Here is an 18,468-nt window from a genome sequence, read left to right as displayed (position 1 = left end):
ACTTCATTATTAATAAATCTTTATTTTTAAGATTATGCAATATTACACAATCTTGTCTTTTCGACGAAAGGAAATCATACGCGCAACAATCGTCAGAAAAATTGTATTTTTGCAATCCTGAAAACAATTTACAAAATGTATCTCACAAACTCAGGCTTGTTTTCTACCAAATCAAAAAATATAAAAAGAATTTTAAATATCTTTGAATCATGAGCACAGCGAAACCAAAACACATAGGCAGAAACATTAGCCGAATCAGAGAACTTAGAGACATGAAGCAAGAAGCTCTTGCGATTGCTATTGGCGTAAGTCAACAAACTATTTCGAGTATTGAAGGAAGCGAAAGCGTTGATGAAGAGAAACTAAAAGCAATTGCCGAAGTTTTGGGTGTTCCTGCCGAAGTAATAAGGAATTTTTCTGAAGAAGCTGTTTTTAATATTATGGGGAATACTTATCATAACGATGCTTCTTCTATAAAAAATAATCATTGCACATTTAATCCGTTAGACAAACTTCTTGAAGCTTTTGATAAAAATGAAAAACTTTATGAAAGATTGGTTGAAGCTGAAAAAGAAAAAGTTGCTCTTTTAGAGAAGTTATTGAGCGAGAAATAATTTCTACGAAAGATATATTTATAGAAAAAACCGAAGTTTTAGTGGCTTCGGTTTTTTTTATGGTTTGTTTTTGCAAGCACGAATTGCAAATCTATAGTATCCAAAACTTTTAAAATGGGCTGAAAGCCCTAAAATGCAATAGCGTAGTGCAGCGCACTACGAATTAAATCACAAGCAAAAATTGCCCTGAAAGGGCAAAAGAAAATGTTGTTTTTCAGATGAACATCATGTAAAATATGATGAACGTGTTTTTTGAAATTAGACTTCCGCCCTTACAGGGCTTAAAATTACAATCGTTTTTCGCTCATAGCGCTTCGCACCATGCTATTGCTAAGGCTCTTTCAGAGCAACAGGTTTTAAACACTCATGATTGCCAGACCCGGAGGGACATGCCATTATTGAGGTTTTAAGGTTCTGAGATTTTCTCAATGTTTTCATTTCGATCCCGAAGCTTCGGGATCGAAATGAAAATATTGTGTAAAAAACGATTTGCGCCAAACCTGACAGGTTTTTAAAACCTGTCAGGTTTACTTTGCGGAGATTCTTCGTCTTTTAATCCCTAAAATCTGTGAGAGAAGAAATCTCAAACAAATAAGAAAACTTTAATAAAGCAATCTTATGCCATTCTCTAAAAATTAGTAATTTTGAAATTCGAAGTTCAAAACTCACATTATTATGAAATATCATCAAATAAACAGCGCTCTTTTTGTAAAAAATCGCAGAAAATTCACGGCAGAAATGAAACCTAATTCGGTTGCCGTTTTTAATTCAAATGACATTTACCCGGTTAGTGCAGATAGTACTTTGCCATTTGCTCAACACAGAGATATTTTTTATCTAAGCGGTGTTGATCAGGAAGAAAGTATTTTGCTTTTGTTTCCGGATGCGCCTTATGAGAACCAAAAAGAAATTCTTTTCCTGAAAGAAACTAACGATCATATCGCGGTTTGGGAAGGCGAAAAACTAAGCAAAGAACGTGCTTTTCAGGTTTCGGGAATTAGAACGGTTTATTGGTTGCAGGATTTTCATAAAGTTTTGAACGAAATGATGACGTATGCAGATACAATGTACATTAACACAAACGAACATTATCGCGCAACAGTAGAAACTGAAACTCGCGAAGCTCGTTTTGTAAAATGGTGGAAAGAACGTTATCCAGCACATAATGTCGCAAAAAGCAACCCAATCCTGCAACGCATTCGTTCTGTAAAAGAAAGCGAAGAGATTGATTTGATTCAGCAAGCTTGTGATATTACTGAGAAAGGTTTCCGTAGATTATTGTCGTTTGTGAAACCAAATGTTACTGAATATGAAATCGAAGCCGAATTGGTTCACGAATTCATCCGTAATCGTTCTAAAGGTTTTGCTTACACGCCAATTATTGCTTCGGGAAATAATGCGAATGTTTTGCATTATATCGAAAATAATCAGCAATGTAAAGCCGGAGATTTAATTTTATTGGATGTTGCGGCAGAATATGCAAATTATTCCAGCGATATGACGAGAACAATTCCGGTTTCGGGAAAATTCTCAGATCGTCAAAAAGCGGTTTACAATGCTGTTTTGAACGTAAAAAATGAAGCTACAAAAATGTTGGCTCCAGGAACGCTTTGGAAACAATATCATATTGAAGTGGGTAAAATCATTACATCTGAACTTCTTGGTTTAGGTTTATTAGACAAAGCCGACGTTCAGAACGAAAACCCGGAATGGCCAGCTTACAAAAAATATTTCATGCACGGAACTTCTCACCACATGGGTCTTGATACGCACGATTACGGTTTGCTTCACGAACCTATGAAAGCCAATATGGTTTTTACGGTTGAACCTGGAATTTATATTCCGAATGAGAAATTTGGGATTCGTTTAGAAGATAACGTTGTGGTTCAGGAAAAAGGAGAACCTTTTAACCTAATGCGCAATATCCCGATTGAGGTTGATGAAATCGAAAGCTTAATGAATCAATAATAAATCATGATAAAAAACAAAGCCCTTAATAAATATTAAGGGCTTTGTTTTTATATAATAAATCGATATTTATCCGATTTTTGAAATCTGAACATCCAATTGAAATTTTCCGTCAGCTTCGTTTGCGTTGATTAGTTCAAAAAGCTCTAAAGCTCTTCTTGCATTTTTCTCTTCTTCTCTTTGCTCAGCTACATACCACATCATAAAATCTTCTGTAGCATAATCATTCTCAGCTCTACATTTTGCAATTACTCTATTAATCGCTTGTGTAACTGCAATTTCGTTTTGCAAAGCAATTTCAAATACTTCTTTAAAAGAAGCAAATTCCTGCTGCACTTCCGGAACAGATGGCGTAACTGCAATCCCTCCCATATCTGTAATATATTTGAAAACTTTTAGAAAATGCTCTCTTTCTTCTTCGGCTTGCTTGTACAAATAAGATGCTGTATTGTCAAAACCATTTCTATCTAACCATGCAGCCATAGCTAAATATTTATTAGAAGCGTCGCTTTCTATTTTTGCCTGTAAGTTCAATATATTTTCTATTCCTTCAACTAATGAAGTACTCGTTCTTAGTAAATCTTTCATAACCTTTGTTTTTATCTATGTAAAATTACAAAAATTATACAAGGCAGCTCTAAATGCCTTAAAATTTGGATTTAATCTAAGTAAGAATCTAAATAAGCTCTACATTGAGAGTATTGCAAAGCAAAGAATGTAAAGTGAGGGTAAATTTTGTTCCGTTTAATAAATCTCGTAACTGAACTATTTCGCAGATAGTAAGATTTCTGGAAAAATTTCTTTTAGTAGTTTCAATCAACTGTGCGTCTGATTGATCAGATAAGTCATAAAGCATATTGAGAATGTCAACGCTATTAACCTTTCTTTGAAAAATCAAAAAATCATGGATTTTATAACTTGACACCGTATCAACAAAATTGATAATTATACTATTAGTCAAATCACATTGATAACTGTATCCTTTTTCGGTTTCAAATAATACTTTGGTGGTCAAATCACTAATTAATGCCATTCTGATAAAATATAATAACGATGCAAAAATATAGAATTTAAAGCAATAACAAGCATAATTAAGACTAATTTAAAATAACAAAATCATTTAATGTTCTTAAAAACAGTTCGAATGACCTTATTTTTTGAACCATGTAAGTAATATAAGTTCATTTAAATCATAATCTTTATGTTTTTTTTTTAAACTCACATAAGCTTATATGCTTTGAATATTTAATATATGAGTGAATTGAATAACTTTTTTTAAACTAAAATGAACTTATATATCTTATATGGTTTAAACATTGAACATAAGTTGAACGCGATAACTACTATTTTTAACTCAAATGAACTTATATCACTTATATGGTTTTGTCATTTCTTATCTTTGTACTTTAAATTTAAAACATCATTTTGAAAACTCTATTATATAAAAATACCAAGATCTCGTATACTGATTCAGGTCAGGGAAATACAATTGTATTGCTTCACGGCTTTCTGGAAAACAAAAAAATGTGGAAAGACTACATTACCCTTTTCGCTGAAAAAAATCGCGTTATCACGATTGATTTATTAGGTCACGGCGAATCTGAATCTTTGGGATATGTGCATTCTATGGAGGATAATGCAAATGTGGTTCAGGAAGTTTTACAACATTTAAAGATCGAAAAAGCCACAATTCTTGGTCATTCTATGGGAGGTTATGTTGGTTTGGCTTTCGCCGAATTATTCCCAAAAAACATTCAGAAATTGGTTTTACTAAATTCGACGTCAAAAGCAGATAGTCACGAGAAAAAGATAAACCGTAATCGTGCCATAAAAGCAGTAAAACAAAATTATGTAAACTTTGTAAGTCTTGCGATTGGTAATTTGTTCAGCGAAAATAACCGAACAAGATTAACTGATGAAATTGAGAAGGCAAAAGAACAAGCGCTAAAAACGCCATTGCAAGGAATTGTAGCTTCGCTTGAAGGAATGAAAATACGAAAAGACAGAGAATCGCTTTTGCACAAAAACTTATTTCCGGTTTTATTGATTCTAGGCAAAAAAGATCCGGTTTTAAACTATGAAGAAAACATTGCCCAAATAGAAAATACAAACGTAAAACTGGTTTCTTTTGAAGACGGGCATATGAGCCAGATCGAAAACAAAGAAGAACTGGAAACTATATTGTTAGATTTTTTTGAATAATCTAATACTCTTAAAACCAAAAAAGGCTGTTCATAATCATGAACAGCCTTTTTTCATTATTGGGAGCAAAAATTATAGTTTTGTAATAATGTCTTTTTTAAACTTAGCCAAAGTCGCTCTTGTTAATCCAAGATTCGCTTTTGTTGAGTCAACAGCTAAATAAATAAAATACTTACCATCTTCAGAAACATCAATAATATGTATCTGGTCTGTTAATGTAATTAAGATATCATTGATTTTTTGATCTAATCCTAAAGCTTTAATAGCGTTTAATTTAGCTTTTACAACTTCTAAATTATAAGCAGATGCTAATTCCGGGTCAAAATTTGGATTTAAAGAAAGTGAACAGTATGACATTCCTGTTTCAACTTCAGTTACTGATACAGCAATAAATCCGTTAACGTTCTCTTTTAAATCGTTTTGAAAATCTTGTAAAAAATCTGACATGTTTTGATTGTATTTAAATTAATTATTGAAAAACAGAATCCATTTTGCGTAACAAAAGTCCCATTTTACTTATATCTTTAGAAAGCAGTGCAACACAGTTATCATATTCGTCTTTGTTGGCAACCACGATACCATCTTTATTCTTAATCATAACTTGTTTTAGATCTCCGTTATTTACATCTTCAGACATCTCTAAACACATTTTTAATATCATCCCAATCATTGCCGCTACATTCCCATCATACTCTAAATTAACCGATTCCAGCAAGATGCCATCTATATTAAAAGTTAATCCAGATTCAGCGCCGGTTTCTTCTACAAGTGTATTTAAATCAATCATAATCTTATCGTTTCATTTTTAAGAAGAGCCAAAGATATTTTTAATAAACAAAACTGTTCGATAAACACTTGTTAAAAAAAAGACACTCGTAACCATTTGAATTACTTTTATTTATACTATAATGTTTCTTAATTTTTAAAATAAACTTTTTAAAAAAGTTAAACAAAAAAAGAGGATTTATCTATAAAAATAACAATCTGATTCATATCTCTTAATTATTACTCTAAGCCGTTTAACAAATTCTGTTTACCGCAAGTTTTTAATAACTTTGCAAAAAAAATGTAACAAATGAAAACAGTTGATGAATTACGCTTTGATCTAAATGTAAAACTTATGAAGTTTAGAAGATTTCGTTTTGAGAACGGAAGTTTAAACAATTTAAATACGCAAGAGCGCGAAAAGAAAGGCTTTTTTAAAAAAATATTCAGTTAAAAAGTACTTACAAAAATCCCAAATCTACCAAATAACCTTTTTCTACCAATTCTGCATTATGTTTGACATAATGTGTTTTACCATCTTTAATCAAAATGATTTTAGATGAAATATTGATTACATTTTTATAGTTGTGATCTGTAATAATAATTCCTTTTTCAGCAGAATTTTTAAGTATCATTTCGTTTACCTGGTCAACCATTAGCGGAGATAATCCGTTATAAGGTTCATCGAGTAAAACGAATTTTGAAGGGTTCGAGAGAACGATTTTTATCTCCAGATAACGCAATTCGCCACTAGACAAATGACTTATTCGTTTGTCTAAAATTGACTGAATGAACTCATCTTTGTTAAAAAAAGTTATTTTTTGTTTATCGACCGATAATGTGACTGCCTTTTTTACGGTTAAATGATTCGGGATGAATTGCTCTTGTGATAAATAGCTCACTTCACTTAACAGACTACTTTCATTATTTTTAGAAACAGAATTTATACGAATACACTTATTTGGAGCGGATATTATTCCGAAAATTATTTTTAGCAAAGTCGATTTTCCGGATCCATTTCTTCCTAATAAACCAATAATCTGAGATGTTTCACATTTCAGGTATACATCTGAAAGAATTACTCTTTCACCATACTTCTTTTGAATTCCGTCAACTTCTAAAATATGTTTCTTCAAAATAGATTCTTTATTAAAAAAGTCAACAAACCAATTAAAATTGTAGTGCAAAAAGTAAAAATATAAGCACAAATTAAAAGCTGTAGTTTTGAAATCCCATTATTCGAATAAAACAAATACTCATTCTTGCGGTATAATTCCTTAAAAGCAATACTCATCAAAAATCCAAAACTTAGAAATATAATAAAAAAGTAATCAAAGCCACCAAATAAAACTGCTATAGCGCAAACACTTAAATTAATAATTAGAGTGGTTTTAAAAAATTCGAATATGTTCTGCAGCTTTCTGATATCTAATTTATTTTTTCTTCGAAAGGAATACTTACATCAAAAATTTCGGTCAACAATACCACAACTTCCTCTAAATAGCTTTTTAAAATTTCATTTGTAACCGTAGAATTCAACTCCTTATCTTCTTTAAATCCAAAAGGCAAAAACCCTGATTTTAGATTTTTAAACGAAATAATCCCAACTTCAATAGGCAAACCCGTAGCTTCGTTTTCGAACATGAACGCATAAGCCAGAACCTGAATAATTTTATCGTTTTTGAGGTCTTGTGTTAATCCATTCCAGGATTTAAGTACAACGTTCGTTTTTTCTACTTTACCGGTCTTATAATCGATGATTCTGATTTTTCCGTTACGCAATTCAATTCTGTCGACATTTCCTTTAATTAAAACCGGAAATGGCAAGTTAGGATGATTCAGTTCACGTTCGTATGTTTTTTCTAAAGCTATGATTTTTACCGCGTCACCATTTTTGATGGCTTCTAATTCCATTTTCAGGAAATTAAAAACATTTCTCTTTGCAACTTCAAATGCCAAAAGATTACGCCCCTTTTTAATTTCGCCTTCTTTATAAACTACTTTAAACTGTTTTAGTACTTCATTATCTAATAGTTTAAAGCAATTTTCGATATCAGCTTCAGAGATAAATTTACCAACAAAAGGATCATACAAAGCTTTCAAACTTTCGTGAATAATTGTTCCCAGCGTATTCAATGCAATATTTTCTTCTACTTCTTCAACCTCACGAATACGCAGGATTTTTTGAAAATAAAACTGAATAGGATTTCGAATATAACTCGTTAACGCCGAAGGGGAAAAACCATTTGCAGCAATTTCTTTTAAGCGCTCCATTACAGTATCAGATTTTGGAACCACCATGGGCTGATATGCTGATGTTGGTAAAACCGGATTATAAATATCAAAAGTAAGATTGTGCTTGTGCTGTTTCTCGACTTCTAATTGTGTTATAAAACGACTTCGTTCGCCGGCATCTAATCCGTCATTCTCTGTATTATAAATAAGATAAATGTTTTTGGCCCTTTGCAATAAGTGATAAAAATGATAGGTATAAATCGCATCTTTTTCTTTGAATGTTGGCAAACCTAATTCTCTTTTTACATCATAAGGAATAAATGAATTTTGAGATTTTCCAGCCGGAAACTTTCCTTCATTCATTGAGGTTACAATTACGGTATCAAAATCCAGAACACGACTTTCAAGAACTCCCATAATTTGCAATCCTCGCAAAGGTTCACCTTCAAACGAAACTTCGGCAACATCAATAATTTGCTTGTAAATAGCGTGCAAAGTATCAATATTATCAATATGATGATGTTGCGAATAATAATTAATCAACTTATTAATGACTTTAAAAACAGCAAAAACAAATGCTTTTGCAATCTTCTCTTCTTCGCTATCGTTACTAAAGTTTTCTTTTATTAAAATCAAAAGCGCCGATACATTTTCAAGTACAGCAATGGATCCGTTTTCCCATTTCTGGAACAATAAATTAAACAGATTCGATTGATTCGAATTAAGTTCAATAATCCTGTTATGAGTAATAAAAGTATAATTATTCTCCTTGATAATTCTAACCAGATTTCCCGCATTTGCATAAGGCTCAATAAGAGGATGCGTTAAAATATCAAGTACATCTTTATAATAAAAAACATAGCTATCTCCTTTTCTTGATAGAGCATTGGTATGCATTTTAAATAATTTTGCTATTAATATTTGAGACGGATTATTTTTTCCTGAGTATCCCATCGTAATATTCAAACTCCCAACAGAAGAAGGCAATGAATATAATACAGGTATTAATAAATTTTCCTCACCCAGAACAATAGCCACTTTATCCAGTGATGTTGTGGGATTTTCAGTAATTATATTTTCAATAATACTTCCGGCTAATTTTGCCTGACCAATAGTTTTAGGAGTTCCTATAACCTGAATATTTTTTGATTGCGAAAAATCATCGACAATCCAATCAAAAATATGTGATTTATAATGTTTCCAATTTTCTTTAAAACGACGCACAAAGAGTCCGGCATCGTGATAAGGATCATTTAAAAAAACCTGATCGACATCCCAATAAATCTTAGCCTGATCGAGAGCTAAAAGATGTTGCACAATTTTTTCTTCAGCAGCATTTAAAGCATTAAATCCGGCAAAAATAAAAGATCGGTTTGAAATAGTATTCGAAAAGTGATTTAGATTATTTACTGCTTCTCTATATATTAAACCTTGATATCCTATTCCTTTATTAAGCAAATGATTGTATAATGAATCATAGTACAATGGCAGAAGTTTCCAGAAGTCAATATAATTTTCTAAAAGTTTTGTACTGTTTTCAACCTCAATTCCCCATTTTTTAATGTCTTCGATATCTTTCAAATAGGACAATACATGAGTTGGATCTAATAAGTAGCGATCGATTTCATTAAAATCCTGCAAGAGTGTTTTTGCCCAATTAGCAAATAATTCAAAAGATTGTTGGTTTTGCTTATCGGTTATAGAAAGATACACTTCATAAAACTCAAATAAAAGCTCAATTGCATCTATAGATCTTATTGATGCTACATCTTGTACAAAGTCTTCAATACTAATAATTTCAGGCGAAAGAATAGTATTTGTTGTTTCATTTTTTAAAGCTTCGATCAAAAAAACCTTGGCTCTTTTGTTTGGTAAAATAATAGTTGTTTCAGCAAGTTTAGCTGAATAATCCTGAATTACAACTGATGCTATTTTTCCGAGAAAAGAATTATTTATCATTTTATAAAAATAAAAAAAGCCATTCAATTAAGAATGGCTTTTAGTTTTTATTTAGAAAGTAAATTAAAGTTTACCTTGGTATTTAGAACCAATGTGTCTAATTTCTGTTCTTCTGTTTTGTGCTTTACCTGCAGCAGTTTTGTTGCTTGCAACTGGTTGAGACTCACCAAAACCTTTAGATACTAAGTTATCAACGTTAACTCCTCTTTCGATCAAAGCGTTCATTACAGCAGCAGCTCTGTCTTCAGAAAGTTTTTGGTTCAATTTGTCAGAACCATCACTATCTGTGTGACCTTCAATGCTGAATTTCGCGTTTGGATAGTTTTTAAGGATTTCTTTGATAGCATCTAATCTAGCTGGAGTTTCTTTGTCTCCTGTTTTGAAAGTAGCTTTTCCTGAGTTAAAGTAGATTGCTCTAGCTTGAACTTTAAGATCTTCTAATGCTTCATTAGTAACTTCTGGACATCCTCTGTTTGAAGCAGGACCGTAAACTGTAGGACAATCATCATCTTTATCAGCAACACCGTCTTTGTCAGCGTCTAAGAAAGGACAACCACCATTTTCTTTAGGACCAGCAACTGTAGGACATTTGTCATCTTTGTCAGCGATACCATCACCGTCAGTATCAGGACAACCTTTTAAAGCAGCTAAACCAGCAACATCTGGACAAGCATCATCTTTATCAGCAATTCCGTCTCCGTCAGTATCAGGACATCCGTTTAATGCAGCTAAACCAAATACATCTGGACAAGCATCACTAGCGTCAACGATTCCGTCTCCGTCAGTATCAGGACATCCGTTGAATTGTTTCAAACCAGCAACATCTGGACAAGCGTCATCTTTATCGTAGATTCCGTCTCCGTCAGTATCTTTACCTCCGAATTTGAAAACTAGACCTGCAGTGTGTTGAAAGTGAGATGGAGCATCTGGAGCACCAGTTCTATCTTGTCTATCACCACTAACTGACCATTTGTATCTTGTAGCAAGCTCAAGACCAATTGCATCAGTAAACCAGAAAGTTACTCCAGCACCTGGATTAACTGTTCCGTAGCTACTATCACCAAAGAAAGTATAACCTCCACCAACAGATAACGAAGGATCAACTACTTTAGATTTGATTAATTCTTGGAAGCTATATTTAATAGTAGCATCAATTCCATAATACATCAAATCACCAGGATTAACTACAACATTTCCTCTTGAATCATGTCCAGGAGCAGTTGGAGCAAAAACTACGAATTTATCAATTTTGTTTACAGATCCTTGTAAACCAACAGAGAAACCACTACCAACGTATCTAGATACACCAATGTAAGATAAAGAAGGAAGAATATTCCAGTTGTCTTTCACTTGGAATGGTTGCGAAAAGTGTTGATCAAAGAACCCACTTCCTGCACCAGAACTAGTTCTAGTGTCAACGGCATTAACTCCAAAAGAGATAGCCCATGGATTGTTACTGTCTTGTGCGTGAGAACTTAAACCCATCACCATCATCACAGCAACTAAAAGTTTGTTAAGATGTTTCATACTTAATTTTTTTAATTACAATTTAGTTAATTACAGACAAAAGTAACACCAAAATTTTTAAATACAAAATGAAATGTTAAAAAAAACCTACAAAAATTTCAGTAAATGGAAATTATATAACTTTTAACATTTTACCGACAACTATAAAGGCTGCTATCGCTCTGTCTAAGTGTTCTTTGGTATGTGCCGCTGAGAGTTGTACTCTAATCCTTGCCTTTTCTTTTGGCACCACAGGAAAGAAGAATCCGATTACATAAATCCCTTGTTTTAAAAGCTCGTTGGCCATTGTTTGAGACAATTTTGCATCATACAACATTACGGGCACAATTGCCGAATCTCCGTCGATAATATCGAATCCGGCTTTTTTCATTCCTTCCTTAAAATAATTTGTATTCCACTCTAATTTATCTCTTAAAGAAGTGTCTTTTTCCAGTAATTCAAAAACTTTTATAGAAGCTCCAACAATTGCCGGCGCTAATGAATTCGAAAATAAATAAGGTCTTGAACGTTGACGCAGTAATTCAATTATTTCTTTTTTAGCTGTCGTATAACCACCCATTGCTCCACCAAGAGCTTTACCAAGTGTACCTGTTATAATATCAACTCTGCCCATTACTCCTTTTGCTTCAAGTGTACCTTTACCAGTTGCACCAATAAATCCGGCAGCGTGACATTCGTCTACCATTACCATCGCATCATACTTATCTGCAAGATCACAAATTTTATCAAGAGGCGCTACAAGTCCATCCATTGAGAAGACTCCATCAGTTACAATTAATTTAAAACGAGCTCCGGCTTCATTGGCTTTTATTAATTGCTGTTCTAAATCGTCCATATTGCTGTTTTCATAACGGTAACGAGCAGCTTTACACAAACGAACCCCATCAATAATTGACGCATGGTTTAAACTATCAGAGATAATTGCATCGTTTTCTCCTAATAAAGGTTCGAAAACTCCACCATTTGCATCAAAAGCAGCTGCATAAAGAATAGTATCTTCTGTACCATAAAAATCTGCAATTTTTTGCTCTAATGTTTTATGAATATCCTGAGTTCCACAAATAAATCGAACTGACGACATTCCGAAACCATGAGTATCCATTGCATCTTTTGCAGCTTGGACTACTTCTGGATGTGATGAAAGACCTAAATAATTGTTAGCACAAAAGTTCAAAACTTTTTCTCCGGTCGAAATAGTAATTTCAGCATCTTGTGCTGAAGTTATAATTCTTTCCTTTTTAAAAATTCCGTTCTCTTCAATAGCTTGCAATTCACTTTGCAAATGTTCTTTTATTTTACCGTACATCTTTATTTATTTAAAACGTTAAAAATTAACAAATTAGCCATTTTAAGACTTCATTTACTCTTAACATCTGATTAATTTTTTCACAAATTTACTACATCGATTTCTGTTCCTATATACACCAAAGCCTTTTTTAACACTTTGTATCCTAAATCTTCAATAGCATCCTGATATTCTTGAATTTGCTGTGCGTATTTTGGATTTATCGCACCAGTCTTGTAATCTAAAAGATAGGCTTCATTATTTGAAACAAGGACAATTCTATCCGGCTTTAAAATCCTTCCTTCTTTTTGAACAATTGTCTGCTCGTTTAAAATTTTATAACTCCCATCAAAACAATTCGTTAATTCCGGATGATTTACAATTTCATGAAGTGATTTTAAAACCAAATCTATCTGATCAATTTTAATCAAACCATTTTCGATTGCTTTTGTAATCGCCAAATCAATATCTGATTTATCTTTAATAAAAGCCAGAATCTCATGAACTATATTCCCATAAGCAATTGCCTCTTGTTGATGCGTTCCCCACATCAGGGATTCTCGTTGTGCAATTTTGATGTTTTTTGGATTTAAAACTTCTGAGACAATAGGAATTGTCTTTATCAAATCAACTGATTTTGCATCTTTAGAAAGTCTTGTTTTATTTCCAAATTCATATTCTAATTTATCAGGATCAAAAACACCTTTATGCAATAAGTATTTAATAAAAAATGAAGCCATATTATTTGGGAATTCACCATCTTTTCTTTCTTTTAAAGATTGGGAAATAACATATAATTGCTCTTCTGCGCGTGTTAATGCTACATACAAAACATTAATATTATCAAGTAATTCTTCTTGCTTTTTTAAATTAAAAACTGCCGATGCACTTTCACCAAAACCTTCAACGGCGCTACTATTATCAATTAATGCTTTTGGAACATCTAAATCAACATCTTCAGTATCCAGCCATAATTTATCTTTTGGTTTTCGATTATAATCTTCTTCAGCAAAAGGCATGATCACAACAGGAAACTCCAATCCTTTTGACTTGTGAATTGTCATAATTCGCACCGCATTATTCCCTTCCGGAGACGGAATACTAAATTTCTCAGCATTCTTATCCCAATAACTCAAAAAATCTGCGATTCCCGCCTGATTTCTAATATCCCGTTCCAGTACAATATCCAGAAAAAACTGCACATAGGCATTTCCTTCTGAAAGAGGTACAAATTTGGATATGATTATTTCTACCGCTTCATAAAGTGATTTTTTTCTGATATTTTCAAAAGAAAGCGAAACATCAAAAGTTAAAAGCCATTTTTCAAAATCAACTTCAAATCTTTGTGCCATTCCATTTGCAATAAAATCATGAATTGGCAATTGAATTTCTTTGTTGGAAGCTAAAAAATACAAGAAATTAGCTTTTGATTCCAGATCAGCACTATTATTTAAATATTTCAATAAATGAACGATCAACCGAACTTCGGTAGCATTCTGGATCATTAATGTTTCAGAGGATAAAAGCGGAATATTTTGTTCTGTTAAATAATTTGCAATTGCAATTCCCTGATCTCTTTTTCGAGTCAGAATTACAATATCCCGATATAAAAAGCCTTCCCGAACTACATTCTGAATTGTATTTAAAGTCGCCAAGACATACAAGTCTGACTTTTCTACAACTTCTTCTTCATCTGCAAAATCATTTTTTTCGATTATCGGAAGAAAAGAAATATTTACATAACCTCCTTTTTTTGAATTTGAATTCTGAAAGCTGTGATTCTCGTATAAGTTTTTATAATCATCATTTGAAAATTCTGTCGAAATCAGTTTAAAAAAGGCATTATTAAAATCAATTACTTCGCTATAACTTCTATAATTCGTATCTAAATGCCTGATTACTTTCTCAGGATTATTAAACGGATTCAACCCTTTACTCAATTCTATAAATTGCTCAGCTTTACCACCTCTCCATCGATAAATAGATTGTTTAGGATCACCCACAATCATCAAAGTACCTTTATTGCCTAAATCATCTAAACCGGAAAGCGAATTATCGATTAGCGGAATCAGGTTTTGCCATTGCATCTCTGAAGTATCCTGAAATTCATCAATAAAAAAATGGCGATATCGCTCGCCTATACGTTCATAAATAAACGGCGCCGGCTGATTCTGAATCTCTCGATGAATAATAGCATTAAATTCAGAAATAGATAAAATATTTTGTTCTGACTGAATTTTAGCCAATTCATTACTAACGGTATTTAATAATGAAAGCGGTGTTATGTTTTTTAGAAATGCTTTATAAAAATCTCTTTTTTCAAAATTTTTATAAATCTCCTCCAAAATCTGAAGCAGCTCCGGAATAATATTTTCTATTAAAGCTTTGTCTTTTGCGGTTTTATTAATTGCAATATCATCAAATTCATGAAACGTTTTATTTCTGGGATTAAATTTTCCGTCACGAATGCTTTCGAGATGATTTGGAAAAGTCCCGCGCGAAAATGATTTCAAATCTATACCGTTCTTATCAATTAAAGCAAGTGCTTGAGTAGCCAAATTTTCGTTTTCAGATTCTAAATCTTTACAAAGGGCCAGCATTTTCTTTTTTATAACTACAAATTCCTCTATAGACTTATCCTGAAAATGCGAAATCTCGTTCCGGTTATTTTCGTTCAGCACTAATCTTCCTGTATCCAAAATTTCACGTGAAATATCCCAACTTTTATCATCGTCGGTTTTTTCCATCGTAAAATCAATCAGTAATTTAGTCAGCGTTTCATCCTGTCCGGCTTGCGCAATAATTGCATCAACCGCTTCTGTCAATAAATTCTCAGTATCTAAAGTTACCTCAAAAGTCATTGGCAAATTCAGGTCATGCGCAAAAGCGCGTATTACCTTATGCGTAAATTTATCGATTGTAGAAATATCAAAGGCAGCATAATTATGAATAAGATGCTTGATGATGTTCTGTGATTTTGTTTTGATTTTAATAATCGAAAGCCCTGTATCCCGCGACAAATCCTCCATTAAATCCAATGCTTTTGGAGAAGGCTCTTCTTTTGTAAATTCAGATAAACTTCCCACAATACGGCTTTTCATTTCATGAACCGCTTTATTGGTAAAGGTTATGGCAAGGATATTTCTATATGCATCATTTTTAGGAGAAGAAAGAATAATTTTAAGATATTCTTTCACCAAAGTATAGGTCTTTCCTGAACCTGCAGAGGCATCATAAAGGGAAAAGGACGGACTTTGCATAACTTTAGTTTTATAATGTAAAAATAGCACAATAAATATTAAACCCCAATAATACAAAATTCCAAATTCCAATATCTACCTGCATTGAATGCGTCAAATATTGGAATTTGGAATTTATTTATTTGAAATCTTAAATTATTCTGCTGTTTTAGGAAATGCTCTTTTATTAAAAACAAGCAAAATTCCAACTCCTGTAGAGATTGCCATATCAGCAACATTGAAAATAGCATTAAAAAAGGAAACTTCTTCACCTCCCCAAACCGGAAACCAACTTGGTAAAGTACCTCTCCAGATTGGAAAATAAAACATATCAACCACAAGACCATGAAACCAGGTTCCGTAAGGTTCAGGAGAAAAAATCGTAGCAAGATTGCCATGGCTTGCATCAAAAATAACACCGTAAAAAACAGAGTCGATTATATTTCCGGCAGCGCCTGCAAAAATAAGGGCTATTGCAACTATCAAATAAGTAGAATGACGTTTCTTAATTGTATCAGACAACCAATATGCAATCCCGAATACAGCAAAGATCCTAAAAACAGTCAAAATTAATTTACCATACTGTCCCGGTATTTTTGTTCCCCACGCCATTCCTTCATTTTCAATAAAATGAATTCTAAACCAATCAAAAATAACGACCTCTTCTCCTAAAACAAAATTTGTTTTTACATAGATTTTCGAAAGCTGATCAACAATTAAAACTAAAAATATTAGGAAATACGCTTTTGGTAATGACATTTTATTAAAATTTGATGGGGCAAAAGTAACAATTTAATCAAAAAAAACGCTCCTAAAGGAGCGTTAATGTTTTCTAATGCAAACTAAGTTGCATTATATGGTTCGATTTATGTAAAGTTTATTTTCTAACATTATGCTGAACAGTAGCCTTTGGCGGGTCACTAAAAAACTCAGAAATAGATTTAAGCAAACCTTTTCCTTCTTTTCCAGCAGCAGCCTTTTTAGCCTCAGCTTTTTTTATATCCGCTTTAAATTTAACGCGAATTTTTTCAAAATCTTTCATTTTACTCTCTACATCAGAATTTACATCTTTGAATTTCAATACTTTAGCCATAGTGTAAGTTTTTTATGTTAAATAAATAAATTATTAATGATTTGGTATTACAATGATACATAATTTAATTTATATTTGTTAAAGAAAATTAACACTTGTTTAGATTGAACAACAACTTTTCCCGCCAATACACATGAAAATGAATTAATTTTAACATTCTCCCCAAATCCTACAAATATGAATGAAATAACATCTACTCTAAATGATTTCTTAGTTACTACAAAATCCTCAGCCGCATTAATCATAAACGGAAAAGGAAAACTAATCACATCTCTACACATAGATTACGCAGACAGCGTTGCAGCAATGAGCGCCGCGATTTTATCAATGAGCGAAAAATTCCTGATAGATTTAGACAAAGGAGCCTTAAAACAACTTTTTTTAAAAACTTCTGAAGGGGTTGTTATTGGAAATAAAATAAGCGGCACAAACTTTATAATTGCATTCTCTAAGGACGGAAGCAACCTGGGTTTATTAATGCGATCAACTGAAGAAGTAGCCACAGAACTAAGCAAAAATTCCCTATTGAAATAAAACAAATCTATTAACACCAAATACCACAAACTATGAGTAATGACTTTTTAAACGTTTTTTTAAATGAAATGAAAACTAACGTAAACGGCTTTATAGCTGTAGCAGTGACTGAAATTGAATCCGGATTAAGCTTTGGAAATTTAACCATCGATCCTTCTTTTGATCCTGAACTTGCTGCTGCTTATAATCTTGAAGTTGTAAAAGCTAAATTGAGCGCCGTAAAAGCTTTAAATTTAAACCAGGACATCGAAGATATTTTGATTACACTTTCGAATCAAATTCACATTATCGACATTTCTCCAAACAAAAAATTCATGATTTACCTTGCTGCAGATTCAGCTAAAGCAAACTTAGGAATGACAAGAGCTATTTTAAGAAAACACAAATTAGAGTTAGAGAAAAACTTAGCTTAGTTTTTAGTTTTATTTTTTTAATTAGAACTATTTTTCCACCAAGATAGTTCTAATTAAAAAACATTAAGCTGCCCCAAATCGACTTCATTTTTCTTCTTACAAAAAACAAGCACTAAATTTAATGCCGTTTTTTAAAATTATAATCAAATTCTTTCAAAAGAATATTAGCTAGTCTAAACACGTTTCCACAAAACATTAAACAAAAAAAACGCCCCTAAAAGGAGCGCTTATTTTAATCAAATATAACTTATCGTTGCAAGTTCTTCGCTTCGATACTCATTGTAGCATGAGGAACGATTTTTAGCCTTTCTTTGCCAATTAATTTACCTGTTACTTTACAAATACCGTATGTTTTGTTTTCAACACGGAATAATGCATTTTTCAGATCGCGTATAAACTTTTCCTGTCTGATAGCTAACTGTGAGTTTGCTTCTTTAGACATTGTTTCGCTTCCTTCTTCAAATGCCTTAAAAGTTGGAGAAGTATCATCTGTTCCGTTATTTAAATCATTCATGTAAGCACTTTTTATTAAATCCAGATCGGCTTGTGCTTTTTGTATTTTATTTTGGATTATTTCTTTGAACTCCGCTAAATCAGCATCAGAGTATCTTGTAATTTCATCTATCATTTTATA

At 32.4% G+C, this 18,468-nt stretch carries 18 protein-coding genes; 6 read left to right on the top strand and 12 right to left on the bottom strand.

Annotated features, from left to right (window positions below; genetic code table 11):
* The first annotated feature begins 209 nt into the window (after nt 1–209).
* Both ASF10_RS10275 and ASF10_RS10270 read left to right on the top strand, forming a co-directional pair.
* Nucleotides 210–614 carry a helix-turn-helix domain-containing protein gene (locus ASF10_RS10275; RefSeq protein WP_056248509.1) on the top strand — a complete coding sequence of 135 codons (405 nt, stop codon included), beginning with the start codon at nt 210–212 and terminating at the stop codon, nt 612–614.
* Nucleotides 615–1,289: 675 nt separating this feature from the next.
* Nucleotides 1,290–2,582 (top strand): aminopeptidase P family protein, encoded by a 1,293-nt coding sequence (locus tag ASF10_RS10270; RefSeq protein ID WP_056248507.1) that lies wholly within the window; start codon nt 1,290–1,292, stop codon nt 2,580–2,582.
* Nucleotides 2,583–2,651: 69 nt separating this feature from the next.
* Here the strand turns inward: ASF10_RS10270 and ASF10_RS10265 are convergent, their stop codons facing one another.
* Nucleotides 2,652–3,170, bottom strand: a complete 519-nt coding sequence (locus tag ASF10_RS10265) for a ferritin (RefSeq protein WP_056248506.1) — start codon at nt 3,168–3,170, stop codon at nt 2,652–2,654.
* 88 nt (nt 3,171–3,258) lie between these two features.
* A complete protein-coding gene (locus tag ASF10_RS10260; RefSeq protein WP_056248503.1) occupies nt 3,259–3,615 on the bottom strand; it encodes a hypothetical protein in 357 nt (118 codons plus the stop codon).
* A gap of 392 nt (nt 3,616–4,007) precedes the next feature.
* Between ASF10_RS10260 and ASF10_RS10255 the strand changes: the two genes are divergently transcribed.
* Nucleotides 4,008–4,784 carry an alpha/beta fold hydrolase gene (locus tag ASF10_RS10255; protein ID WP_056248501.1) on the top strand — a complete coding sequence of 259 codons (777 nt, stop codon included), beginning with the start codon at nt 4,008–4,010 and terminating at the stop codon, nt 4,782–4,784.
* A 72-nt stretch (nt 4,785–4,856) separates the two neighbouring features.
* Here the strand turns inward: ASF10_RS10255 and ASF10_RS10250 are convergent, their stop codons facing one another.
* Both ASF10_RS10250 and ASF10_RS10245 read right to left on the bottom strand, forming a co-directional pair.
* Nucleotides 4,857–5,231: a hypothetical protein gene (locus ASF10_RS10250; protein ID WP_056248498.1), complete on the bottom strand. Its 375-nt coding sequence runs from the start codon at nt 5,229–5,231 to the stop codon at nt 4,857–4,859.
* A gap of 22 nt (nt 5,232–5,253) precedes the next feature.
* Nucleotides 5,254–5,571 (bottom strand): roadblock/LC7 domain-containing protein, encoded by a 318-nt coding sequence (locus tag ASF10_RS10245; protein WP_055093935.1) that lies wholly within the window; start codon nt 5,569–5,571, stop codon nt 5,254–5,256.
* 288 nt (nt 5,572–5,859) lie between these two features.
* On the opposite strand from ASF10_RS10245, the gene ASF10_RS24225 reads away from it, so the two are divergent.
* The gene (locus ASF10_RS24225; protein ID WP_157849058.1) at nt 5,860–6,003 is read left to right on the top strand and encodes a hypothetical protein; all 144 of its coding nucleotides are present in this window, start codon (nt 5,860–5,862) and stop codon (nt 6,001–6,003) included.
* 7 nt (nt 6,004–6,010) lie between these two features.
* On the opposite strand, the gene ASF10_RS10240 is transcribed toward ASF10_RS24225, so the two are convergent.
* The 7 genes from ASF10_RS10240 to ASF10_RS10210 all read right to left on the bottom strand — a co-directional run bounded on the left by ASF10_RS10240 (nt 6,011) and on the right by ASF10_RS10210 (nt 16,887).
* Complete coding sequence (locus tag ASF10_RS10240; RefSeq protein WP_056248990.1) at nt 6,011–6,685, bottom strand: ATP-binding cassette domain-containing protein; 675 nt, start codon at nt 6,683–6,685, stop codon at nt 6,011–6,013.
* A 292-nt stretch (nt 6,686–6,977) separates the two neighbouring features.
* The gene (locus ASF10_RS10235) at nt 6,978–9,743 is read right to left on the bottom strand and encodes a PD-(D/E)XK nuclease family protein (protein ID WP_056248496.1); all 2,766 of its coding nucleotides are present in this window, start codon (nt 9,741–9,743) and stop codon (nt 6,978–6,980) included.
* A gap of 63 nt (nt 9,744–9,806) precedes the next feature.
* A complete protein-coding gene (locus tag ASF10_RS10230; RefSeq protein ID WP_056248493.1) occupies nt 9,807–11,270 on the bottom strand; it encodes an OmpA family protein in 1,464 nt (487 codons plus the stop codon).
* Nucleotides 11,271–11,382: 112 nt separating this feature from the next.
* On the bottom strand, nt 11,383–12,576 hold the full coding sequence (gene kbl / locus ASF10_RS10225; RefSeq protein WP_056248491.1) for a glycine C-acetyltransferase: 1,194 nt from the start codon (nt 12,574–12,576) through the stop codon (nt 11,383–11,385).
* 80 nt (nt 12,577–12,656) lie between these two features.
* Nucleotides 12,657–15,815, bottom strand: coding sequence for a UvrD-helicase domain-containing protein (locus ASF10_RS10220; protein ID WP_056248986.1), 3,159 nt, complete (start codon nt 15,813–15,815; stop codon nt 12,657–12,659).
* Nucleotides 15,816–15,950: 135 nt separating this feature from the next.
* On the bottom strand, nt 15,951–16,553 hold the full coding sequence (locus ASF10_RS10215) for a lipoprotein signal peptidase (protein WP_056248488.1): 603 nt from the start codon (nt 16,551–16,553) through the stop codon (nt 15,951–15,953).
* Nucleotides 16,554–16,671: 118 nt separating this feature from the next.
* Entirely contained in the window at nt 16,672–16,887 is a 216-nt protein-coding gene (locus ASF10_RS10210; RefSeq protein ID WP_056248485.1) for a hypothetical protein, read from the bottom strand.
* Between the two features lie 177 nt (nt 16,888–17,064).
* Between ASF10_RS10210 and ASF10_RS10205 the strand changes: the two genes are divergently transcribed.
* Together ASF10_RS10205 and ASF10_RS10200 are read left to right on the top strand one after the other, a co-directional pair.
* Nucleotides 17,065–17,421 carry a roadblock/LC7 domain-containing protein gene (locus ASF10_RS10205; protein ID WP_056248482.1) on the top strand — a complete coding sequence of 119 codons (357 nt, stop codon included), beginning with the start codon at nt 17,065–17,067 and terminating at the stop codon, nt 17,419–17,421.
* Nucleotides 17,422–17,453: 32 nt separating this feature from the next.
* Nucleotides 17,454–17,834 (top strand): hypothetical protein, encoded by a 381-nt coding sequence (locus ASF10_RS10200; protein WP_056248479.1) that lies wholly within the window; start codon nt 17,454–17,456, stop codon nt 17,832–17,834.
* A 247-nt stretch (nt 17,835–18,081) separates the two neighbouring features.
* Here ASF10_RS10200 and ASF10_RS10195 read toward each other — a convergent pair whose 3' ends face one another.
* Nucleotides 18,082–18,462: a TraR/DksA family transcriptional regulator gene (locus ASF10_RS10195; protein ID WP_007807070.1), complete on the bottom strand. Its 381-nt coding sequence runs from the start codon at nt 18,460–18,462 to the stop codon at nt 18,082–18,084.
* Nucleotides 18,463–18,468 lie beyond the last annotated feature (6 nt).

Origin of the sequence: Flavobacterium sp. Leaf82 (assembly GCF_001422725.1) — a bacterium.
GTDB lineage: Bacteria > Bacteroidota > Bacteroidia > Flavobacteriales > Flavobacteriaceae > Flavobacterium.
Note: the sequence above shows the minus strand (reverse complement) of the source record. Positions and strands in the feature narration are given on the sequence as shown.